Raw genomic sequence first — 22778 nt, forward strand, 5'->3', positions numbered from 1 at the left:
GGGCCGCAGATATGTATGTAACGATAAAACCATGCCAAATCTGCCTGTCTGCAATGCAGCGTCTCTAACTATGCAAGGTTGGAGCGCATGAACGAAATTGTCGTTACCGCGCTTAAAAAGCCGTATACGTTTGTGGTGCTTTCCATCCTGATTCTGGTGTTCGGAATCAGGGGAATATTCAATACGCCTACAGACGTATTTCCCAGCATTCGTATTCCTGTTGTGGCAGTGGTCTGGACCTATACGGGCCTGATGCCAGAGGATATGTCTGGCCGCGTCGTGTATTATTACGAGCGCGCTCTCACCGCGACCGTGAATAATATCGAGCATATCGAGAGCCAATCGTATTATGGCCGCGGGATTGTGAAGATCTACTTCCAGCCCGGTACAGATACATCTGTGGCGCAAACTCAGATTACCTCGGTATCGCAGACAGTTATCAAGCAGATGCCCACGGGCTCTACACCGCCGCTGGTGTTGGCTTATAACGCATCCTCTGTGCCGGTTGTGACGTTGCAGGTGTCTTCCACCTCCATGACGGCTTCACAAATTTACGACATGTCCTCCAACCTTATCCGTCCGGCGCTTGTTTCCGTGGCGGGGGCTGCCATTCCCAACCCGTACGGCGGGCAGCCAGGTAATATCATGGTGGATCTGGACCCGGTAAAACTGCTGGCGCATCGGCTTTCCCCGGTTGATGTCTCGCGCGCGTTGAACAGCCAGAACATTGTGCTGCCTGCGGGGGATCAGCGTATTGGCCCGTTTGACTGGATGGTGCAGACCAACGCCTCTCCCAAAAACATGGAAGAGCTGAACATGATCCCCATCAAACAGGTGGGGGATGCCGTGGTGCGGTTGCAGGATGTGGCATGGGTGCATGCAGGCGGCCCGCCACAAACCAACCTTGTGCTGGTTAAAGGGCAGCAGGGCGTTCTGATTGTTATTATGAAAAGTGGCGATGCCTCTACGCTGGATGTTGTGGCGGGGGTTAAAAAGCTGCTGCCGGGCATTGTAAAAACTCTGCCAGAGGGCGTGAGCATCAAGATTTTGAATGATGCCTCTACCTTTGTGAAGGAATCCGTGCAGGACGTGGTGCGTGAAATGCTCACTGCTGCGTGCCTCACCGGGCTTGTGGTGCTGCTGTTTCTGGGCTCTTGGCGTTCTACCGTTATTATTGCCACCTCCATTCCGCTGGCCATGCTGTGCTCGGTTATTGGGCTGGGTTGGGCCGGGCAGACCATCAATGTCATGACACTGGGCGGCTTGGCGCTGGCCGTGGGGATTTTGGTGGATGACGCCACGGTGATGATCGAAAACATCGACGCGCATCTTGAGATGGAAAAGGATCTGGAAACGGCCATTATTGATGCCGCAAACCAGATTGTTATCCCCACCTTTGTATCCACCATGTGTATCTGCATTGTGTGGATGCCGCTATTCCAGCTTACGGGTGTTGCGGGCTGGCTGTTCATGCCCATGGCAGAAGCCATCATTTTTGCCATGATCGCCTCCTTTATCCTGTCCCGAACACTGGTGCCCACTATGGCCAAATACATGCTGGCGGCACAGGTGGCCGCACATGCACATGGCCCGCAGGAGCCCAAAACCATTTTTGGCCGCTTTCAGCGTGGGTTTGAGCATAAGTTCGAGCAGTTCCGGCATCGCTATCACGAGCTGCTGTCTCATCTGGTGGCAACGCGTGGTACGTTTGTGCCGGTGTTTGTGCTGTGCTCGCTTGGTTCCTTGGGGCTGCTGTTCTTTGTGGGGCAGGATTTCTTTCCCGAAGTGAACTCAGATGCCATTGCCCTGCATATGCGTGCGCCCATTGGCACAAGGTTGGAAGAATCCGGCAAGATTTCCCAGCTTGTGAATGATGAGATCGAACGTACATTGCCGGGGCAGGTAGAAGGGTTGGTTGATAACTGCGGTCTGCCCTTCAGCCCGTTGAATCAGGCTTATATTCCAACGCCAACAGTGGGCACGCAGGATTGCGATATTACGGTTTCACTTAAAAATCCGGCATCTCCTGTGGCCGAATATCGGCGGCTTTTGCGCCATAACCTGAACATGAAGTTTCCCGGCACGCAGTTTTCCTTCCTGCCGGGGGATCTGACAGCCAAAATCCTGAACTTTGGTTTGCCATCACCTATTGATGTGCAGGTGGTTGGGCGCAATCTGGCGGACAATTTCCGATTTGCGAACCGTCTGGCAGAACGTCTGCGCCATGTTACGGGCCTGACAGACGTGTTTGTGCAACAGCCCATGACAACCCCCACACTTATGGTGAATACCCGCCGTACTTACGCGCTGGGAACTGGCATTACAGAATCCGATGTTGCCAATAACGCACTGGTTTCTCTGTCTGGTAGTTCTCAGGTGGGGCAGGTTTACTGGTTGGATACCAAAACCGGTGTTTCGCATCTGATTGATATTCAAACGCCAGCGCCCTTCCTCCAGACCATGAATGATCTGGAAATTACGCCTGTTGATAAAGGGGATGGCAACCCATCTGGCCAAGATCCGCAAATCTTGGGTGGGTTGAGCAAGATCGATCAGATCGGCACCCCGGCGGAGGTGGCGCATTACAATATCATGCCGGTGTTTGATATTTACGCCACGAATGAGGGGATAGACCTCGGCACGGTCTCACGCGAGGTGTCGCGTATTGTAGACGAAGTGCAGGGTGACCTGCCGCATGGCTCCTCCCTCAGTGTGCTGGGGCAGGCTGTTACCATGAACAGCGCTTACGCCCAGTTGCTGGGTGGCTTGGCCATGTCTGTGCTGTTGGTTTACCTGCTGATTGTGGTGAACTTTCAGTCCTGGTTGGACCCGTTCATCATCATCACCGCGTTGCCCGGCGCACTGGCTGGTATTTCATGGAGCCTGTTTCTAACGCACACCACGCTTTCCGTGCCAGCCCTTACAGGGGCCATTATGTGCATGGGTACGGCCACGGCCAATGCTATTCTGGTTGTAGCTTTTGCGCGTGAACGTCTGGAAGAACATGGTGATGCCATTCAGGCCGCGCTGGAAGCTGGGTTTGAGCGTATTCGCCCAGTGCTGATGACAGCCTCCGCCATGATTATCGGCATGTTGCCCATGTCTTTAAGTAACTCGCAAAACGCACCCTTGGGTAAGGCCGTTATGGGCGGCCTGATAGTGGCAACAGTTGCCACTCTGCTGTTCGTACCCTGTGTTTTTGCCATGCTGCACACACGTAAAAAACCGCATGAAACCGAACAAGAGGAAGCTGCCGCATGACCCAAGAGCATCCAGACGCTTCAGGGCCTCAATCTCCCACACCGGCTGGCAGCACACGTAAGCGCAAAATCGGGTTTGTGGCTGTTGGCGGGGTTGCCATCCTGCTGGCAGTGGTGGGTATTGTTCAGCGCCATACGCAGTACGTTAATCTGGCGCACGAAACAGCACATAACGCTATTCCATCCGTGCAGGTTATCTACCCCCAGCCGGGCCCGGATGAACGCACCCTTTCCCTGCCTGCCAATATAGCAGCATGGTATCAGGCACCCATTTATGCGCAGGTCTCTGGCTACGTGAAAATGTGGTACAAAGATTTCGGTGCCAAGGTGAAGGCGGGCGATGTGCTGGCCGAAATTGATACACCGGGGTTAGATGCTCAATTTGCCGCAGCTAAAGCCAACCTGAATGTGGCGTTGGCGCGGTATAAACTGGCCCAGATTACAGCAAAACGCTGGAAGGCCCTGCAAGGCACGCAAGCTGTTTCTCAGCAGGAAGTGGATGTGCAGGCAGCCAATGCAGAAGCCCAAAAGGCCGAGGTAGAAGCAGCGCAGCATGATGTAGAGCGTTATGCTGCGCTGGAAGCGTTCAAAAAAATTGTTGCGCCTTTTGATGGCGTTGTGACATCGCGCTTGGCGGATGTGGGGGATTACGTCAACGCAGGGCGTGGGGATGTAGATGCTCACGGCAATGCCACTGAATTGTTTAGTGTGGCGGATGTGCACGCCATGCGTGTGTTTGTAGCGGTGCCGCAAGATTATGCAGATATTATCTCCCCGCGGTTGGAGGCAGATTTAAGTATTCCGCAATATCCTGAACGCACATTCCGGGCACATTTTCTGGCCACGGCTTCGGCCTTTAATGCATCTACCCGTACCGTTACAACAGAACTTACACTGGACAATAAATCTGGTGAACTCTGGCCCAATTCCTACGCCACAGCCACGTTCCATGCCCCCGGTGATACGGAAGAGCTGATTTTGCCACTGGGTGCTATTGTGTTCAGGGCGGAAGGCACGCAGGTTGCGCTGGTGGATGATACCAACCACGTGCATCTGGTGAATGTTACCCTAGGCACCAACTTCGGAACCACGGTGCAGATTCTGCGTGGTGTGAAGAAAACGGATCGGGTGATCAACAATCCATCTGCTGGGCTGCTGGATGGGCAGGAAGTGCGCATTGTTAAAGGCACACCCGGCTATAACATGCCCAGCACGCCGCCAGCTGTTAAAAAAGCAGAACCCAAAAAGCCAGCGCCTCCCACCAAATCATCCCAAGGGGAAGATGGGGATGACACCCGCGCGATGCCTGATGATAACGCGGATATGTCTGAAGCTGGGGCTCGCCCATGAGGAAAGGGAACATTCTGCCGCGTAAAGTTACACATATTCTGTTGGTAGGGGTGGCAACATCGGCCTTGGTGGGCTGCGATATGGCACCCCGCTATAAGCCTGCGCAATTTGTGCTGCCCGATAACTGGAGCGGGCAGGGCGTGATGAAGCCCGCCCACCCATCGGATGATGCCATTCGGCCTGATTGGTGGACAATGCTGGGTGATCCGGAACTCAACCGGCTGGAAGATCAGGCCATGCGCCTGAACCCGGATTTGCAGGCGCAGGCAGAGGCGTTCATGCAATCGCGCGATATGGCAGCGGAAGCCAAATCCCACCTTTACCCGCAGTTAAATGGGGCGGCGAGTGGGGCAAAATATAAAGGCTCCCAACACCGGCTATGGCGTGGGGCTGGGGCAACCGGGCCGATGTATATGTCGTCCGAGCAGTATTCGGCCACCGCAACGTGGGAGCCGGATTTCTGGTCTGCCATCCGCAACCGTATCCGTATGGCCAAGCAGGGTGTGCAGGAAGATGCCGCAAATTATGCCTCTGCACGCTTGAGCCTTCAGGCAGAACTAGCATCGGATTACGTTATTCTGCGTGGATTGGATGCGCAGGATGCGGTGTATAAGGATTCTATCCGGTATTATCAGACAGCCGTGCAAGTTACGCGCATGCGTCTGGCTGGGGCCATTGCGCCGGGTATGGATGTTTCCCGCGCAGAAGCTCAGCTTTACACCACGCAGGCGCAGGAAACCGATATTCGCACCCAGCGTGATGTTATGGAACACGCCATAGCCGTGCTGGTTAATCAGGCTCCGGCCTCATTCCATATCGCGCCGGTTACAAAGCTGACGTTTGAGGAAAAAGAGCCACCTATAGCGCTGCCATCCACTTTGCTGGAACGCAGGCCAGATATTGCCGCAGCAGAACGGCGCATGGCACAAGCAAACAGAGCCATCGGTGTGTCTCGCGCCGCGTTTTATCCGCACGTTACGTTTAACGCCATGACAGGCTTTATGGATAACGGGTTCGATCTGGCTTCGTTGTATAACGCTATGTATCAGTTTGGGGCACAAGCAGTGCTGCCGTTGTTCCAAGGTGGTTTGCGGCGTGCAGAATTGCAGCGCACGTGGTCGGGTTATCGGCAAACGGAAGATATTTACCGCAGCACGGTGTTAGATGCCTTTCAGGAAGTGGAAGACAATCTCACGCGCACCAATCGTTTGAAAACGCAGGTTAAGCAGGAAAGCAACGCCGTAGATGCCGCTTTGCGCACGCAGGGCATGACTATGGCGCTCTATACCGGTGGCCTAACCAATTATCTGGATGTTGTGGTGGCGCAGGTGGCGGCGCTGAATGCCCGCATTTCATTAGTGCAGGCGCAAACCCGACAGGTGGATGCGCGTGTGCAGCTTGTGCGTGCCCTTGGTGGTGGGTGGTCTCGTAGCCAATTGCCGCACGGTGAGGAAACCATCATGCCTTTCAAGCCCTTGCAGTATGAAAACCTGCGTCATGCAGCGCCTTTGGGTGGCATTAGCACCCAGACAGATCCGCTTTCCAATGATCTGACAGGCGGCATGAAAAATACACAACCACTTGACACGCAGCCAGCGCCCCGGTAAGCGCGGCACTTCTGATCGGAACGCGGGAGATTCTTGTCTGCGCCCTGTGCGTGGTGTGGAATCGAGAGAACCGCGGTTCGGGTTCATTTTGAGGAGTCCCGGATATGGCCAAAAAAGTTGTTGGCTACATCAAACTTCAGATCCCCGCTGGTAAGGCTAATCCTTCCCCGCCGGTTGGTCCGGCACTGGGTCAGCGCGGTCTGAACATCATGGAATTCTGTAAGGCATTTAACGCCAAGACCCAGGGTCTTGAGCCGGGTATGCCGATTCCGGTGGTTATCACCGCATATGCAGACCGTACGTTCAGCTTCATCACCAAAACCCCGCCGAACACCTACTTCCTGCTGAAGGCCGCCAAAATTTCCAAAGGCAGCCAGACAGTTGGCAAGGGTGGTAGCGTTGGTAAGGTGACCATGAGCCAGCTTCGTGAAATTGCTGAACAGAAACAGCAGGACATGAACGCAAACGATCTGGATGGCGCAGTGCGCATGCTGATCGGCTCTGCCCGCTCCATGGGCATTGATGTGGTGGAGGGCTAATATCATGGCAAAGAACAAGCGTATTGCTGCTGCACGTGCCAAGATTGAAGCTGGTAAAGTTTACGGCATTGATGAAGCTATCGCGCTGGTAAAAGGCAATGCGACAGCTAAATTTGATGAAACCGTTGAAATTGCACTGAACTTGGGCATTGACCCGCGTCATGCAGACCAGATGGTTCGTGGCTTTGTTTCCCTGCCGAATGGCACAGGCAAAACCCTGCGCGTTGCCGTGTTTGCACGTGGCCCGAAAGCTGAAGAAGCTCAGGCTGCTGGTGCAGACATCGTGGGTGCAGAAGACCTGATGGAAAAAGTGCAGGCTGGCGAAATCAACTTCGACCGCTGCATTGCTACGCCTGACATGATGGCTCTGGTGGGCCGTCTGGGTAAGATCCTCGGCCCGCGTGGGCTGATGCCGAACCCCAAGCTGGGCACCGTGACCATGAACGTAAAGGGCGCTGTTGAAGCGGCTAAGTCTGGTCAGGTTGAATATCGCGCTGAAAAGAGCGGTATTGTGCATGCTGGTGTTGGCAAGGCTTCCTTCAGTGAAGACAAGCTGGCTGAAAACGTACGTGCATTTATTGATGCCGTGCAGAAGGCCCGTCCGTCTGGCGCAAAAGGTGCTTACATGAAGAAGGGCGCTCTGTCCTCCACCATGGGCCCTGGCGTTCAGTTGGATCTCTCTGCCTTCGCTGGCTGAGAAAGAATGACGCCGCACTCGCTTTCGGGTTGGTGCGGTGCATGAAGGGGTGGTTACGGCTGCTCCTTCTTCCTGTCCGAGACCGTGCGCAACTTCGGTTTTAATCAGCCTTCGGGTTGGCGAGCGGTAAGACGGGAATGCTGGTTACAGGTCGTATTTACGGCACGCCAGATATTCCGTTTCAAGGACAGGCGAGCGGGTTCCGTTATGTATAACGGAACCTAAAGGGCAACCCGTTCTGTTGGGCGCAAGCTTAATGGAACAAGACGGAGACGGGATTTGAACCGTACGGAAAAGAAGGCCTTTATCGCCTCTCTGGCCGCCGTTTTCGCCCAGACGTCCATGGTTGTAGTCACCCGTAATGACGGGCTGACTGTGGCTGCTGTGACGGAGCTGCGGCGTAAGGTGCGTGCAGCGGGTGCGAACTATAAGGTCGCTAAAAACCGGCTGGCAACTCTCGCCCTGGATGGGACCCAGTTCAACGGCATCGCGCCGCTGCTGCAAGGCCCGACCGCGCTTGCGTGGTCTGAAGACCCTGTGGCTGTGGCTAAGGCTGTCGTTGAGTTCGCCAAAACAAATGACAAGCTTGTGCTGCTTGGTGGTTCTCTTGGTTCTCAGGTGCTTGACGCCGATGGAATCAAGGCTCTGGCCGAGCTGCCGTCTCTTGATGCGCTGCGCGCGCAGCTCGTGGGTCTTATCTCCACGCCAGCTACGCGTATCGCCAGCGTTACTCAGGCGCCGGCAGGCCAGCTTGCACGTGTTTTTGGGGCCTATGCCAAAACGGGTGAAGCTGCCTGATTTCATTCCTTTGCATGAAGGAATGTTAAAGAATTTTGCGCTGCCTTCGTGCTTGAAGGTTGCGTTCTGCTAACCAGTATCTATATTAGGAAGTCAAACTATGGCTGATCTTGCTAAGCTTGTTGACGAACTGTCCGCTCTGACCGTTCTTGAAGCTGCTGAACTTTCCAAGCTGCTCGAAGAAAAATGGGGCGTTTCCGCTGCTGCTCCTGTAGCAGTTGCTGCTGCTGCACCTGGTGCTGCTGCTGCTCCGGCTGAAGAAAAAACCGAATTCACGGTTGTTCTGGCTAGCGCTGGCGACAAGAAGATCAACGTGATTAAGGAAATCCGCGGCATCACCGGTCTGGGCCTGAAAGAAGCCAAGGATCTGGTTGAAGGTGCGCCGAAGACCGTTAAAGAAGGTGTCAGCAAGGACGAAGCTGACAAGATCAAAAAGGCTCTTGAAGACGCCGGGGCAACCGTCGAAGTCAAGTAAGTTTGCCAAATTTCTGATGCATGGCATCAGGGAAATGGAAAAAAGGTTTTCGGGTAGGGGCGCTGTGCCTCTGCCCGTTTGCCTGTTTCGGGTTGATCTGAAACAGGAGCCGGGTAAAACCCGGTATGGGCTTGAGACCAAAATTAGGTCGGACCATCAGGCTCGCGGGATAACCACGGGCATGATGGTCCGAGATAAATGGGCGGGGCAGGAGCGACGATGAACGCAATCACTAAATCGTTCACAGGACGGAAGCGGATTCGCAAAAGTTTCGGGCGGATTCCCGAAATCGCCCCGATGCCGAACCTGATTGACGTGCAGCGTGCGTCTTACGAGACATTTCTTCAGGCAAATGTATCGCCTGATGCACGTACTCCAACAGGTTTGCAGGAGGTATTCCGTTCCGTTTTCCCCATCAATGATTTTGCGGGGCGGGGGCGTCTGGAATTCGTCAGTTACGAATTTGAAGAGCCTAAATATGATGTGGAAGAATGCATTCAGCGTGGTCTGACATATGCCGCACCGCTGAAGGTTATTCTGCGCTTGATCGTGTGGGATGTGGACGAAGATACGGGGTCTCGTTCCATTCGCGATATTAAGGAACAGCCAGTCTATATGGGCGATATGCCGCTCATGACAGACAATGGCACCTTTATCGTTAACGGTACGGAGCGTGTTATCGTCAGCCAGATGCACCGTTCACCCGGTGTGTTCTTTGATCATGATAAAGGTAAAACGCATTCTTCTGGCAAATATCTGTTTGCTGCGCGTGTTATCCCTTACCGTGGTTCCTGGCTGGACTTCGAGTTTGACGCCAAAGATCTGCTTTACGTTCGTATCGACCGTAAGCGTAAGCTGCCTGTCACCACGCTGCTGTATGCGCTTGAAGGTGCAGCTTCTGAGGCTGCACGCAAAGCTAAAGCGGCTGAAGGCGGTGATGTTGACTCTATGGAAATCAAGGGGATGGATGCCAATGAAATCCTCTCCTACTTCTATAATGCTGTCACATTCATAAAAACAGCCAAAGGCTGGGCCCGCCCGTTTGACGCGGATTCCTTCCGTGGTCTCAAGCTGCTGGCGCCGCTGGTGGATGCAGAAACAGGTGAAGTGGTGGCGGAAGCCGAAACCAAGCTGACAGCCCGCATGGTGCGCAAGATCGCGGAAAAAACGCGTGAAGTGCTGGTGGGTGAGATCGATCTGCTTGGCCGTTACATTGCCCATGATATCGTCAATATGCAGACTGGCGAAATCTATGGCGAAGCTGGTGAAGAAATCACTGAAGCACGTCTTGCTGCTTTGGAAGAAGCCGGAATTACGGAACTTCCCTTGCTGGCAATTGACGCAGCTAACGGACCGTGGATCCGTGATACGCTCACAGTAGATAAAAACAGCACGCGTGATGAAGCGCTGATTGATATCTACCGTGTAATGCGCCCCGGTGAGCCGCCAACGGCTGAAACAGCCGAAGCCATGCTGAATGGCTTGTTCTTTGATCCCGACCGTTATGATCTTTCCGCTGTTGGCCGCGTGAAGATGAACATGCGTCTGGATATGGACGTGCCAGACACAGTGCGTGTGCTGCGTAAAGAAGATATTCTGCGCACCATTAAAACACTGTGCGACCTGAAAGACGGTCGCGGTCAGATTGACGATATTGATAACCTTGGTAACCGCCGCGTGCGCTCGGTTGGTGAACTGATGGAAAATCAGTACCGCATTGGTCTGTTGCGGATGGAGCGCGCTATCCGTGAGCGTATGGGTTCTGTGGATATTGATACGGTCATGCCGCATGATCTGATCAACGCCAAACCTGCTGCTGCTGCTGTGCGTGAGTTCTTTGGTTCTTCTCAGCTCAGCCAGTTTATGGATCAAACCAATCCGCTGTCTGAAGTGACGCATAAGCGTCGTCTTTCAGCGCTTGGCCCAGGTGGTTTGACCCGTGAGCGCGCAGGCTTTGAAGTGCGTGACGTTCACCCAACGCATTATGGTCGTATCTGCCCAATTGAAACGCCGGAAGGCCCGAACATTGGTCTGATCAACTCTCTGGCAACCTATGCCAAAGTGAACAAATACGGCTTTATCGAAACACCTTACCGTCTGGTGAAGGACGGCGTGCTACAGGACGGCTGGAAGTACCTCTCCGCTATGGAAGAGGAAAAGCTGGTTGTTGCGCAGGCCGATGCCAAGGTGAATGATCAGGGTGCGCTTACCAGCGATCTGATTTCTGTGCGTCGTAACGGTGATTTCCGTCTGGTTCCGCCAACGGAAGTAACGGCGTGTGACGTTTCGCCTAAGCAGCTCGTTTCCGTTGCTGCGGCGCTCATTCCGTTCCTGGAAAACGATGACGCGAACCGTGCACTGATGGGTTCCAACATGCAGCGTCAGGCTGTGCCGCTGGTGCGTTCCGATGCACCGTTGGTTGGCACAGGTATGGAAGCAGCTGTGGCGCGTGATTCCGGTGCAACAATTGTTGCCAAGCGCGAAGGTATTGTGGACCAGATTGACGGTGCCCGTATCGTAGTGCGTGCAACCAATGCGGCAGGTTCTACGCAGGGTGTAGATATCTACCGTCTGCGTAAGTATTCCCGTTCCAACCAGTCCACCTGTATTAACCAGCGTCCACTGGTGCATGTAGGTGACAATGTGCGGGCAGGCGATATTATTGCCGATGGTCCTTCCACAGAGCTGGGTGAACTAGCTCTGGGCCGTAACGTGCTGGTCGCGTTTATGCCTTGGAATGGTTACAACTTCGAAGACTCCATCCTGATTTCCGAACGGATTGCCAAGGATGACGTTTTTACCTCGATCCATATCGAGGAATTCGAAGTCATGGCCCGTGATACCAAGCTGGGTCAGGAAGAAATCACGCGTGATATTCCGAATGTGGGTGAAGAAGCCCTGCGGAATTTGGATGAAGCCGGCATTGTGTATGTAGGTGCTGAAGTTAATCCGGGCGATATTCTGATCGGCAAGGTAACGCCAAAAGGCGAAAGCCCAATGACACCGGAAGAAAAACTTCTGCGTGCCATCTTTGGTGAAAAAGCCTCCGATGTGCGTGATACGTCTCTGCGTCTGCCGCCTGGCACATCTGGCACAATTGTTGATGTGCGTGTGTTCTCCCGCCGTGGTGTGGATAAAGATGAACGCGCCATGGCCATTGAGCGTGCGGAAATCGAACGTCTTGCTAAAGACCGTGATGATGAACGCGCTATTCAGGAACGTTCTTTCTATAGCCGTTTGCGTGAAAAGCTTCTGGGGCAGGTTGCTGGCGCTGGGTTCAAGGGTATTCGCTCTGGAACCGAGATTACAGATGCCGTTCTGGATGAACATCCGCGTGCTACGTGGCGTCAGATTGTTGTCGCTTCTGACAGCGTTATGGCGGAACTGGAAACTTTGCGGCGTGAATTTGATGCGGCTATTGCACGTATTCAGGCACGTTTTGAAAGCAAGGTTGAAAAACTTCAGCGTGGTGATGAACTGCCACCTGGCGTGATGAAGATGGTCAAGGTTTTCGTGGCTGTTAAGCGTAAGCTGCAGCCAGGGGATAAAATGGCCGGTCGTCATGGTAACAAGGGTGTGGTGTCCCGCGTTGTTCCAGTTGAAGACATGCCGTTCCTGGAAGACGGCACGGCTGTTGATCTGGTGCTGAACCCGCTAGGTGTGCCTTCACGTATGAACGTGGGGCAGATTCTAGAAACGCATCTGGGTTGGGCTTGCGCTAAAATCGGCCGTGGCATTGGTGACATGGTGGATGAGTACCAGCGTAATGGCGAAAAACGTCAGGAACTGCTGGACCGTCTGAAAGATGTGTACGGGGATAAAGTTTACAGCGAAGACATTGCCAATATGAGCAATGATGAGCTGATTGAACTGGCCAATAACCTGCGCAAAGGCGTGCCGATTGCAACGCCAGTGTTCGATGGTGCTTCCATTCCGGATATTGAAGCCATGCTTGAAAAAGCTGGCGTTAATAAATCTGGTCAGTCTCAGTTGATTGACGGGCGTACGGGTGAACCGTTCGAACGTAAAACAACGGTTGGCTACATCTACATGCTCAAGCTGCATCATCTTGTTGATGACAAGATCCATGCACGCTCTATCGGCCCATACTCGCTGGTTACACAGCAGCCTCTGGGTGGTAAGGCGCAGTTTGGTGGTCAGCGCTTTGGGGAAATGGAAGTGTGGGCGCTGGAAGCATATGGCGCAGCTTACACTCTACAGGAAATGCTGACTGTGAAGTCGGATGACGTTTCTGGTCGAACCAAAGTTTATGAATCCATCGTGCGTGAGCAGGATGATTTTGAGGCCGGTATTCCGGAAAGCTTTAACGTTCTGATCAAAGAGCTGAAGTCTCTGGGTCTGAACGTAGAACTGGAGCAGGGGGCCGAGTGACGGTGAATTTCGCCACCACCATCCGTTCTTATTTCAAAGGGGAGGCTGGGGTAGAAACCTCGGCTCCCCGTTTCCCGCTGGGGGCTTCGGCACATGAATGAGCTCATGAAAATTCTTGGCCAGACCGGCCAGGCGATGACATTTGATCAGATTAAGATTCAGCTGGCATCGCCCGAACAAATCCGTTCCTGGTCTTATGGCGAAATCAAGAAGCCCGAGACCATCAACTATCGTACGTTCAAGCCAGAACGGGATGGCCTGTTCTGTGCGCGTATTTTTGGTCCGATCAAGGATTATGAATGCCTTTGCGGTAAATACAAGCGGATGAAATTCCGCGGTATTATCTGCGAAAAGTGCGGTGTTGAAGTTACGCTGGCCAAAGTGCGTCGTGAGCGCATGGGCCATATTCAGCTTGCCAGCCCCGTTGCCCATATCTGGTTCCTGAAGTCTCTGCCCAGCCGTATCGGCCTGATGGTTGATATGACGCTGAAAGATCTGGAAAAGGTGCTTTACTTTGAAAGCTACCTGGTTCTGGAACCCGGCACGTCTCCGCTGAAGCAGTATTCCTTGCTGACGGAAGAACAGTACCTTGATGCCATGGATGAATATGGTGATGAAGGTGTTGAAGTTGGTATTGGCGCAGAAGCCATTAAAAAGGTTCTGGAACGCATTGATTGTGATGCCGAAAAGGTAGAACTGCGTCAGGAACTTAAGGAAACAACTTCAGAAGCCAAGCGCAAAAAGCTTGTTAAGCGCCTGAAGCTGATTGAAGCGTTTGCAGAAAGCGGCTCACGTCCAGAATGGATGATTCTGGATCTGGTTCCGGTTATTCCGCCGGATCTGCGTCCGCTGGTGCCGCTGGATGGCGGTCGTTTTGCAACGTCTGACCTGAACGATCTGTATCGGCGTGTTATCAACCGTAATAACCGTCTGAAGCGCCTGATGGAACTGCGTGCGCCCGATATTATCGTGCGTAACGAAAAGCGTATGCTGCAGGAAGCTGTGGATGCGTTGTTCGATAACGGGCGTCGTGGCCGTGCGATTACGGGTGCTAACAAGCGCCCGCTGAAATCTCTTTCCGATATGCTTAAAGGTAAGCAGGGGCGTTTCCGTCAGAACCTGCTTGGTAAGCGCGTCGATTACTCTGGCCGTTCTGTTATTGTGGTGGGGCCGGAGCTTAAGCTCCATCAGTGTGGTCTTCCCAAAAAGATGGCGCTGGAGCTGTTCAAGCCGTTCATTTACGCCAAGCTGGAAAAATACGGTCATGCTACCACCATTAAAGCTGCAAAGCGGATGGTGGAAAAAGAGCGTCCAGAAGTTTGGGATATTCTTGAAGAAGTTATCCGCGAACATCCTGTTATGCTTAACCGTGCGCCTACGTTGCATCGCCTGGGTATTCAGGCGTTTGAACCGGTGCTGGTTGAAGGTAAGGCCATTCAGCTGCATCCGCTGGTCTGCACCGCGTTTAACGCAGACTTTGACGGTGACCAGATGGCCGTGCATGTGCCGCTGAGCCTTGAAGCCCAGCTTGAAGCACGTGTGCTGATGATGTCCACCAACAACATCCTCAGCCCAGCAAATGGTAAGCCGATTATCGTGCCTTCTCAGGATATCGTTTTGGGGCTGTATTATCTCAGCCTCGAAACACCTGAATTCAAGCTTACGCCAGATCGCTGTGAATATGATGAGAAGACAGGCGCTCTGGTCAAAGAAGGCGCGCCATCTTTCTCTTCTATTGGTGAAGTGGAATACGCACTCAGCGCCGGTGCACTGAAGCTGCATGATAAAATTCGCGCACGTTTCCAGAAGGTCGGTGCGGATGGCAAGGTCACCTACGAAACAGCCGTGACCACGCCTGGCCGTGTGTTGATTGCGCAGATCCTGCCGCAGCATGAAGCTGTGCCGTTCTCCCTCATCAACCGCCAGCTCACCAAAAAGGCCGTGTCTGACGTTATTGATACGGTGTATCGTCATTGTGGTCAGAAAGAAGCGGTTATCTTCTGTGATCGTCTGATGGCTCTGGGTTTCCGTCATGCTGCCAAGGCTGGTATTTCCTTTGGTAAGGATGACATGATCATCCCGCCTGAAAAGAAAGAACTGGTTGATCGCACGGCTGCCGAAGTTAAAGAGTTTGAACAGCAGTATCAGGATGGTCTGATCACGGCTGGCGAACGCTACAATAAGGTGGTGGATGCGTGGTCTCGTTGCACAGACGAAGTGCAGGCGGCCATGACCAAAGAAATTTCTCGTCAGGAAGTTGGTAAGCAGATCAACTCGGTGTGGATGATGAGCCACTCCGGGGCTCGTGGGTCGCCGGCTCAGATGAAACAGCTGGCCGGTATGCGTGGTCTGATGGCCAAGCCATCTGGTGAAATTATTGAGCAGCCGATTATTGCCAACTTTAAAGAAGGCCTGTCGGTTCTCGATTACTTCACCTCTACCCATGGTGCACGTAAAGGTCTGGCTGATACCGCGCTGAAAACCGCTAACTCTGGGTATCTCACCCGTCGTCTGGTGGATGTGGCGCAGGACAGCATCATTATCGAAGAAGATTGTGGTAGTGAACGCGGCCTGACGGTGCGTGCGGTAATGGATGGTGGGGAAGTTGTAGCTTCTCTCTCCGAACGTATCCTTGGCCGTACGGTTGCTTCCGATGTGGTAGCGCCAGGTACCAACGAAGTGATCGTTCCGCGCAATCATCTGATTGATGAGGCCGATGCCGAGCGGATTGAAAAATCTGGTGTGGAAACGGTTCATATCCGTTCTGTCCTGACCTGTGATAGCCGTGTTGGTGTATGTGGTCACTGCTATGGTCGTGATCTTGCACGCGGCACACCGGTTAACATCGGTGAAGCCGTGGGTGTTATCGCCGCTCAGTCCATTGGTGAGCCCGGCACACAGCTGACAATGCGTACCTTCCATATTGGTGGTGCGGCGCAGCGTGGTGCGGAACAGTCCATGATCGAAGCCTCTCGTGATGGTCAGGTCGTAATCCGTAACCGTAACGTTGTGCATAATAGTCAGAACGTGCCGATCGTGATGGCACGTAACTGTGAAATTCTTCTGTCTGACGAAAACGGTGTGGAGAAAGCCCGTTACCGTGTGCCGTACGGTGCTCGTTTGTTGACAGAAGAAGGGGCAAAAGTTGCTCGCGGTCAGAAACTGGCTGAGTGGGATCCGTACACCCTTCCGATTATCACGGAAAAAGCTGGTAAGGTTGAATACCTGGATCTGATTGACTCCATCACGCTTGTTGAGCGTATGGACGAAGTAACAGGCCTGACCTCCAAAGTGGTGGTTGACTATAAGCAGGCAGGTAAAGGTGTGGATCTGCGCCCACGTCTGCAGCTTAAGGATGCCAACGGTGATGTGGTGAAGTTGGATAACGGTTCAGATGCCCGTTACTTCCTCTCTCCCGAAACGCTTCTGTCTGTTGAAAACGGTACAGAAGTAAATGCCGGTGACGTTCTGGCGCGTCTGCCACGTGAAGGCTCCAAAACCCGTGATATTACGGGTGGTCTGCCCCGCGTTGCTGAATTGTTTGAAGCACGTCGGCCAAAAGACCACGCTATTATCGCGGAAATGGAAGGGCGCGTTGAATTCGGGAAAGATTACAAATCCAAGCGCCGTGTTATCGTGAAGAACGATGAAACGGGCGAGGAGCAGGAATACCTGATCCCGAAAGGCAAGCACATTTCCGTTCAGGAAGGTGACTTTGTGGAAAAAGGTGATCCGCTGGTCGATGGTCCGCGGGTGCCCCACGATATCCTGAAGGTGATGGGTGTAGAGGCTCTGTCTGATTACCTGATCAACGAAATTCAGGATGTGTATCGTCTTCAGGGTGTGAAGATTAACGATAAGCATATTGAAGTTATCGTGCGTCAGATGCTTCAGAAGGTAGAAATTCTGGAGCCGGGTGATACGACATATCTGATTGGCGAAACTGTTGACCGTATTGAGTTCGAGGCTGAAAATGCCAAGAGCCTCAAAGCAGGTGAGCGGCCAGCTCAGGGTATGCCGGTGCTGCAGGGCATCACCAAGGCTTCTCTGCAGACGCAGTCCTTTATTTCTGCTGCATCGTTCCAGGAAACCACACGCGTGCTCACAGAAGCTGCTACGGCAGGGAAAGTGGATAAGTTGATGGGCCTGAAGGAAAACGTAATTGTTGGGCGACTGATTCCAGCAGGTACGGGCAGTGTTATGAAGCGTCTGCGGGCTATTGCCGCAGAGCAGGATCGCCAACGTGTTGGGCGTTCTGCAGCCGAATAAACGTTGCAAATATGCTTCATGAAGGAAGGATCAGGGGAAACCTTGGTCCTTTTTTCATGTACAGCGTACGCAATTCTTTAAGAATCGCAGGGTAAAACTTGACTCCCAGCGGGGGGAGGGTTAGGTAGCAGCCCTCAGCTCTGGATATCCCTGTGGATAGAAAGAGCAATTAGGTTTTCTGTGTGAGTCTAGCATGCGGTTGGCTTCCGGGGTGGAAGCGGGGCCGGATGCCAACATAGCCCCATACAGGCAAATGCCTGATGGGATCTTTTTTAATGAAAGTCGGCAGTCAGAAATAATGGCGGCCGGCCGAACTGTGTAAGGATCGGGAAAGGCGCATGCCGACCATCAACCAGCTCATTGCCAAGGGGCGCAAGCCTGCGGTCAAGCGCAACAAGGTGCCCGCGCTGCAAGGATGCCCCCAAAAGCGCGGTGTTTGCACCCGCGTTTATACCACGACGCCAAAAAAGCCGAACTCCGCACTGCGTAAAGTCGCTAAGGTGCGTCTGACGAACGGCTATGAGGTGGTCAGCTATATTCCGGGTGAAGGTCATAACCTTCAGGAACATAGTGTTGTGCTGATCCGCGGCGGTCGTGTGAAGGATTTGCCGGGTGTGCGTTATCACATCCTTCGTGGTGTTCTGGATACGCAGGGTATTGCCAAGCGGCGTCAGCGTCGTTCGCTGTATGGCGCCAAGCGTCCGAAATAAGAGGAAGAACAGGTATGAGTCGCCGTCATCGCGCAGTAAAGCGCGAGATCCTTCCCGATCCGAAATTCGGAGATATCGTTGTCACGCGTTTCATGAATGCGCTGATGTACGATGGTAAGAAGTCTGCTGCAGAAAGAATCGTATACGGTGCGCTGGATGCCATGGTGCGTCGTAGCGGTAACAGTGCGGATGCAGTGGTGCTGTTCCACAGTGCGCTGGATAACGTAAAGCCGGCTGTTGAAGTGCGTTCTCGCCGTGTTGGTGGGGCAACCTACCAGGTGCCGGTTGAAGTTCGCGCAGACCGCCGTCAGGCGTTGGCGATCCGTTGGGTGATTGATGCTGCGCGCAAGCGTGGCGAAAACACCATGCAGGATCGGCTTTCCAATGAGCTTCTGGATGCCGTCAACAATCGTGGCGCAGCAGTGAAGAAGCGGGAAGATACCCACCGTATGGCGGAAGCTAACAAAGCATTCAGCCACTATCGCTGGTAATGAAAGAAGCTGCTGCATTTCCTCTTGCAGTGAGTTTGCAGGGCTTATAACAACTGCATCCCGAATGGTTTTTGGGGCATGGAGTAAAAAATGGCTAAGGCTAAATTTGAGCGGAATAAACCGCACTGCAACATCGGCACCATTGGTCACGTTGACCATGGTAAGACCTCTCTGACGGCAGCGATCACCAAGACGCTTGCAAAAAAGGGTGGCGCTGAATTTAAGGCGTATGATCAGATCGACGCTGCTCCGGAAGAACGCGCTCGCGGCATCACCATTTCCACAGCACACGTGGAATATGAAACCGACAAGCGCCACTACGCGCACGTTGACTGCCCCGGACATGCTGACTACGTGAAAAACATGATCACGGGTGCAGCGCAGATGGACGGCGCAATCCTGGTTGTGTCCGCAGCTGACGGCCCGATGCCGCAGACCCGCGAACACATCCTGCTTGCTCGTCAGGTCGGTGTGCCGGCTCTAGTTGTCTTCCTGAATAAGGTTGATCAGGTTGATGATCCGGAACTGCTTGAGCTGGTTGAGATGGAAGTTCGTGAACTTCTGTCTTCCTATCAGTTCCCTGGCGACGATGTGCCGATCATCAAGGGGTCCGCTCTGGTAACTCTGGAAGATGGTGATCCGGAAATCGGTGAAAACCGCGTTCGCGATCTGATGGACGCAGTTGATGCCTACATCCCGCAGCCGGAACGTCCGGTTGACCGTCCGTTCCTGATGCCGATCGAAGATGTGTTCTCCATCTCTGGTCGTGGTACCGTGGTAACGGGTCGTGTGGAGCGTGGCGTGATCAATGTTGGTGACGAAATTGAAATCGTTGGTCTGAAGCCGACCACGAAGACAACCGTAACCGGCGTTGAAATGTTCCGTAAGCTGCTTGATCGCGGTGAAGCTGGTGACAACATCGGCGCTCTGCTGCGTGGCACCAAGCGCGAAGATGTGGAACGTGGTCAGGTTCTGGCAAAGCCAGGCTCCATTACGCCGCATAAGAAGTTCAAGGCAGAAGCCTACATCCTGACGAAGGAAGAAGGTGGCCGTCATACGCCATTCTTCACCAACTATCGTCCGCAGTTCTACTTCCGTACGACTGACGTGACCGGTGTTGTGCACCTGCCGGAAGGCACCGAAATGGTGATGCCGGGCGACAACTGCGCCATGGAAGTTGAGCTGATTGCTCCAATCGCCATGGACGAAGGTCTGCGTTTCGCTATTCGCGAAGGTGGCCGCACGGTTGGTGCTGGCGTTGTTTCCTCCATTATCGAGTAATCGATAGAGGATATGAGCCTAAGTGGCCCCGACCGATTGATTTTGGTCGGGGTCTTACTTGGCGGCCGGGATTCCCCGGATAAGTAAAGTGTTGGACTAAAAAACAAATGGACAACCAGAACATCCGCATTCGCCTGAAAGCGTACGATCATCGGGTGCTGGATAACAGCACGAAAGAGATCGTGAATACGGCGAAGCGTACGGGTGCGCGGGTTCGGGGTCCTATCCCGCTGCCTACGCATATCGAACGGTTTACGGTTAACCGTTCTCCTCACGTTGATAAAAAGAGCCGCGAGCAGTTCGAAATTCGAACTCATCGCCGTCTGCTCGACATTGTTGAGCCCACTCCGCAGACCGTGGACGCTCTCATGAAGCTCGACCTCGCCGCTGGCGTTGATGTCGAGATCAAACTCTAAGGTCCAGACGATGCGCACCGGATTGATCGCAAAGAAGTTGGGCATGTCCCGACTGTTCAAGGAAGATGGCACGCATGTGCCTGTTACCGTCCTGCATGTTGATGATGTGCAGGTGGTTGATGTCCGTAACCAGGAGCGGGATGGCTACGTAGCTGTTCAGCTGGGTATGGGTAAAGCCAAGGTGAAAAACGTAACCAAGCCGAATCGTGGGCATTTTGCTCGCACGAAGGTGGAGCCCAAGCAGGCGCTTCGCGAATTTCGTGTAGCTGATGATGCCGCTCTTGAGGTTGGTGCTACCCTTTCAGCTTCTCACTTTGTTGTTGGCCAAAAGGTTGACGTTACAGGTGTAAGCAAAGGTAAGGGATTTGCTGGCGCAATGAAGCGCTGGAATTTTGCTGGTCTTGAAGCCACGCATGGTGTGTCTATTTCGCACCGTTCGCATGGTTCGACTGGTAATCGCCAGGATCCCGGCAAGACCTTTAAGAACAAGAAAATGGCTGGTCATCTCGGTGATGAACGCGTGACCACCTTGAATCTGGAAATCGCAGCGGTCGATCCGGAAAAGAATCTGATCATGGTTCGTGGCTCCGTGCCAGGAGCGAAGAACGGTGTTGTTCTGATCCGTGACGCCATTAAAAAAGCCCGCCATGATGACGCGCCTTATCCGGCCGGCCTCGTGAAGGCGGAGGGCTGAGGTCATGGAAATCGAAATCAAGACGCTAGATAACAGCAGCGCCGGTTCTGCAACGCTTCCGGACGAAATTTTCGCCGTTGCGCCGCGTGCAGATATCATGGCTCGTGTTGTGCACTGGCAGCTGGCTAAGCGCCGCGCAGGCACGCATAAGGTGAAGGGCATGGGCGAAGTGTCCGGCACCACCAAAAAGCCATACCGCCAGAAAGGCACAGGTAGCGCCCGTCAGGGTTCGTTACGTGCGCCACAGTATCGTACCGGTGGGGCAGTGCATGGCCCGGTTGTGCGTGACCACGGTTACGACCTGCCGAAAAAAGTGCGCCGCCTTGGCCTGATTTCTGCGCTTTCTCAAAAGGCAAAAGACGGTAAGCTTATTGTGCTGCAGTCTGCTTCTGGCGTTGATAAGACCAGCGAACTGGCAAAGAAACTGAAGTCTCTGGGTTGGACATCTGCTCTGATCGTGGATGCTGCTGTAGATGAGAGCTTCGGTCGTGCCGCCCGTAACCTGCCCAAGATCGACATTCTGCCGACCATTGGTGCGAATGTTTACGACATTCTGAACCACGAGGTGCTTGCGATTACGCAGGCCGGCCTTGAAGGACTGAAGGAGCGCCTGGCATGACGAATATTCTTGCCATTCGCAAGAAAGCCGAGCGTCTTTCCCGTGAAGCAATGTACGACATCGTGCGTACTCCTGTAATTACGGAAAAAGCTACGGCGCTTTCTGAAAAGAACCAGGTTGTTTTCAAAGTGGCAATGTCCGCTACGAAGCCTGAAATCAAGGTTGCGGTGGAAACGCTGTTCGGGGTCAAGGTTGTTGGTGTCAACACCTTGGTTCAGAAGGGAAAAACCAAACGCTTTAAAGGGCGTGTTGGGCAGCGTTCTGACGTGAAGAAGGCGTTCGTTCAGCTTGCGGAAGGTCAGTCCATTGATCTTACCGCCAAGCTGGCGTGACCGAAGGTAGAAATTCATGGCTCTGAAGCACTTTAATCCTGTCACGCCAAGCTTGCGTGGTACGGTGCTGGTTGATCGTGCTGACCTTTGGAAAGGTAAGCCGGTCAAACAGTTGACCGAAGGTAAAAATAAGACAGGCGGTCGTAATAATAATGGCCGTATCACTTCCCGTTTCCGTGGGGGTGGTCATAAGCAGTCTTACCGTTACGTAGACTTCAAACGTCGTAAGTTTGATGTTCTAGGTACGGTGGAACGTCTGGAATATGATCCGAACCGCACCGCATTTATTGCGCTGGTGAAGTACGAAGATGGCGAGCTTGCATATATTCTTGCTCCGCAGCGTCTGAAAGTTGGTGACAATGTCATCGCTGGTGCACGCGTGGATATTAAGCCTGGTAATGCTATGCCGCTGGCTTCCATCCCGGTGGGAACGATTATCCATAACATCGAACTGAAGCAGGGTGCAGGTGGTAAGCTCGCACGTTCTGCTGGCACATATGCCCAGCTCGTTGGTAAGGATTCCGGTTACGCCCAGATCAAGCTGCAGTCTGGTGAGCTGCGTGTTGTTCGTGGTGAGTGCATGGCGACCGTTGGTGCCGTGTCCAATCCGGATAACATGAACCAGCATATGGGTAAGGCTGGGCGTTCCCGTTGGTTGGGGCGTCGTCCTCATAACCGTGGTGTGGTGATGAACCCTGTTGATCATCCGCATGGTGGTGGTGAAGGTCGTACCTCTGGTGGCCGTCATCCGGTTACGCCATGGGGCAAGCCAACCAAAGGGTACAAAACTCGGGTCAACAAGCGGACGGACAGTCTGATTATCCGTCGTCGAAAGACCGGCAAGTAAG

General features: G+C 53.5%; 17 protein-coding genes. All 17 read left to right on the forward strand.

The window, feature by feature from the left end; translation table 11 throughout:
- Window positions 1–87 precede the first annotated feature (87 nt).
- The 17 genes from WG31_RS05105 to rplB all read left to right on the forward strand — a co-directional run bounded on the left by WG31_RS05105 (window position 88) and on the right by rplB (window position 22777).
- Entirely contained in the window at window positions 88–3261 is a 3174-nt protein-coding gene (locus WG31_RS05105) for an efflux RND transporter permease subunit (protein WP_035351625.1), read from the forward strand.
- Window positions 3258–4610, forward strand: a complete 1353-nt coding sequence (locus tag WG31_RS05110; protein WP_063353853.1) for an efflux RND transporter periplasmic adaptor subunit — start codon at window positions 3258–3260, stop codon at window positions 4608–4610. Before WG31_RS05105 ends, WG31_RS05110 begins: the two co-directional genes overlap by 4 nt.
- On the forward strand, window positions 4607–6217 hold the full coding sequence (locus tag WG31_RS05115; protein WP_063353854.1) for an efflux transporter outer membrane subunit: 1611 nt from the start codon (window positions 4607–4609) through the stop codon (window positions 6215–6217). The genes WG31_RS05110 and WG31_RS05115 overlap by 4 nt, the downstream gene beginning before the upstream one ends.
- Window positions 6218–6321: 104 nt before the next feature.
- On the forward strand, window positions 6322–6756 hold the full coding sequence (gene rplK, locus WG31_RS05120; protein WP_003622680.1) for a 50S ribosomal protein L11: 435 nt from the start codon (window positions 6322–6324) through the stop codon (window positions 6754–6756).
- Between the two features lie 4 nt (window positions 6757–6760).
- The gene (gene rplA / locus WG31_RS05125; protein ID WP_035351622.1) at window positions 6761–7453 is read left to right on the forward strand and encodes a 50S ribosomal protein L1; all 693 of its coding nucleotides are present in this window, start codon (window positions 6761–6763) and stop codon (window positions 7451–7453) included.
- A 279-nt stretch (window positions 7454–7732) separates the two neighbouring features.
- Entirely contained in the window at window positions 7733–8251 is a 519-nt protein-coding gene (gene rplJ / locus WG31_RS05130) for a 50S ribosomal protein L10 (protein ID WP_003622686.1), read from the forward strand.
- A gap of 100 nt (window positions 8252–8351) precedes the next feature.
- Window positions 8352–8726 (forward strand): 50S ribosomal protein L7/L12, encoded by a 375-nt coding sequence (gene rplL / locus WG31_RS05135; protein ID WP_006116056.1) that lies wholly within the window; start codon window positions 8352–8354, stop codon window positions 8724–8726.
- A gap of 219 nt (window positions 8727–8945) precedes the next feature.
- Window positions 8946–13118 (forward strand): DNA-directed RNA polymerase subunit beta, encoded by a 4173-nt coding sequence (gene rpoB / locus WG31_RS05145; protein WP_035351617.1) that lies wholly within the window; start codon window positions 8946–8948, stop codon window positions 13116–13118.
- A 93-nt stretch (window positions 13119–13211) separates the two neighbouring features.
- Complete coding sequence (gene rpoC / locus WG31_RS05150) at window positions 13212–17387, forward strand: DNA-directed RNA polymerase subunit beta' (protein ID WP_063353856.1); 4176 nt, start codon at window positions 13212–13214, stop codon at window positions 17385–17387.
- Window positions 17388–17725: 338 nt separating this feature from the next.
- Window positions 17726–18097 carry a 30S ribosomal protein S12 gene (gene rpsL / locus WG31_RS05155; protein ID WP_003622698.1) on the forward strand — a complete coding sequence of 124 codons (372 nt, stop codon included), beginning with the start codon at window positions 17726–17728 and terminating at the stop codon, window positions 18095–18097.
- A gap of 14 nt (window positions 18098–18111) precedes the next feature.
- The gene (gene rpsG, locus WG31_RS05160) at window positions 18112–18588 is read left to right on the forward strand and encodes a 30S ribosomal protein S7 (RefSeq protein ID WP_063353857.1); all 477 of its coding nucleotides are present in this window, start codon (window positions 18112–18114) and stop codon (window positions 18586–18588) included.
- A gap of 90 nt (window positions 18589–18678) precedes the next feature.
- Complete coding sequence (gene tuf, locus WG31_RS05165) at window positions 18679–19869, forward strand: elongation factor Tu (protein ID WP_006116052.1); 1191 nt, start codon at window positions 18679–18681, stop codon at window positions 19867–19869.
- A 107-nt stretch (window positions 19870–19976) separates the two neighbouring features.
- Window positions 19977–20285, forward strand: coding sequence for a 30S ribosomal protein S10 (rpsJ, locus tag WG31_RS05170; protein WP_007282720.1), 309 nt, complete (start codon window positions 19977–19979; stop codon window positions 20283–20285).
- 10 nt (window positions 20286–20295) lie between these two features.
- Window positions 20296–20979 carry a 50S ribosomal protein L3 gene (gene rplC, locus WG31_RS05175; RefSeq protein WP_035351615.1) on the forward strand — a complete coding sequence of 228 codons (684 nt, stop codon included), beginning with the start codon at window positions 20296–20298 and terminating at the stop codon, window positions 20977–20979.
- Between the two features lie 4 nt (window positions 20980–20983).
- Complete coding sequence (gene rplD, locus WG31_RS05180) at window positions 20984–21598, forward strand: 50S ribosomal protein L4 (protein ID WP_006116050.1); 615 nt, start codon at window positions 20984–20986, stop codon at window positions 21596–21598.
- The gene (locus WG31_RS05185; protein ID WP_003622708.1) at window positions 21595–21930 is read left to right on the forward strand and encodes a 50S ribosomal protein L23; all 336 of its coding nucleotides are present in this window, start codon (window positions 21595–21597) and stop codon (window positions 21928–21930) included. The genes rplD and WG31_RS05185 overlap by 4 nt, the downstream gene beginning before the upstream one ends.
- A 16-nt stretch (window positions 21931–21946) precedes the next feature.
- Window positions 21947–22777: a 50S ribosomal protein L2 gene (gene rplB, locus WG31_RS05190; protein WP_003628218.1), complete on the forward strand. Its 831-nt coding sequence runs from the start codon at window positions 21947–21949 to the stop codon at window positions 22775–22777.
- Window position 22778: the final 1 nt, after the last annotated feature.

Origin of the sequence: Acetobacter oryzifermentans, assembly GCF_001628715.1 — a bacterium.
In the GTDB taxonomy this organism is placed as follows: domain Bacteria; phylum Pseudomonadota; class Alphaproteobacteria; order Acetobacterales; family Acetobacteraceae; genus Acetobacter; species Acetobacter oryzifermentans.

What these genes read in the sequence shown, in the direction of transcription:
- WG31_RS05105 (WP_035351625.1), top strand. Translation starts at nt 88, where the DNA reads ATGAACGAAATTGTCGTTACCGCGCTTAAAAAGCCGTATACGTTTGTG.
- WG31_RS05110 (WP_063353853.1), top strand. Translation starts at nt 3,258, where the DNA reads ATGACCCAAGAGCATCCAGACGCTTCAGGGCCTCAATCTCCCACACCG.
- WG31_RS05115 (WP_063353854.1), top strand. Translation starts at nt 4,607, where the DNA reads ATGAGGAAAGGGAACATTCTGCCGCGTAAAGTTACACATATTCTGTTG.
- rplK (WP_003622680.1), top strand. Translation starts at nt 6,322, where the DNA reads ATGGCCAAAAAAGTTGTTGGCTACATCAAACTTCAGATCCCCGCTGGT.
- rplA (WP_035351622.1), top strand. Translation starts at nt 6,761, where the DNA reads ATGGCAAAGAACAAGCGTATTGCTGCTGCACGTGCCAAGATTGAAGCT.
- rplL (WP_006116056.1), top strand. Translation starts at nt 8,352, where the DNA reads ATGGCTGATCTTGCTAAGCTTGTTGACGAACTGTCCGCTCTGACCGTT.
- rpoB (WP_035351617.1), top strand. Translation starts at nt 8,946, where the DNA reads ATGAACGCAATCACTAAATCGTTCACAGGACGGAAGCGGATTCGCAAA.
- rpoC (WP_063353856.1), top strand. Translation starts at nt 13,212, where the DNA reads ATGAATGAGCTCATGAAAATTCTTGGCCAGACCGGCCAGGCGATGACA.
- rpsL (WP_003622698.1), top strand. Translation starts at nt 17,726, where the DNA reads ATGCCGACCATCAACCAGCTCATTGCCAAGGGGCGCAAGCCTGCGGTC.
- rpsG (WP_063353857.1), top strand. Translation starts at nt 18,112, where the DNA reads ATGAGTCGCCGTCATCGCGCAGTAAAGCGCGAGATCCTTCCCGATCCG.
- tuf (WP_006116052.1), top strand. Translation starts at nt 18,679, where the DNA reads ATGGCTAAGGCTAAATTTGAGCGGAATAAACCGCACTGCAACATCGGC.
- rpsJ (WP_007282720.1), top strand. Translation starts at nt 19,977, where the DNA reads ATGGACAACCAGAACATCCGCATTCGCCTGAAAGCGTACGATCATCGG.
- rplC (WP_035351615.1), top strand. Translation starts at nt 20,296, where the DNA reads ATGCGCACCGGATTGATCGCAAAGAAGTTGGGCATGTCCCGACTGTTC.
- rplD (WP_006116050.1), top strand. Translation starts at nt 20,984, where the DNA reads ATGGAAATCGAAATCAAGACGCTAGATAACAGCAGCGCCGGTTCTGCA.
- WG31_RS05185 (WP_003622708.1), top strand. Translation starts at nt 21,595, where the DNA reads ATGACGAATATTCTTGCCATTCGCAAGAAAGCCGAGCGTCTTTCCCGT.
- rplB (WP_003628218.1), top strand. Translation starts at nt 21,947, where the DNA reads ATGGCTCTGAAGCACTTTAATCCTGTCACGCCAAGCTTGCGTGGTACG.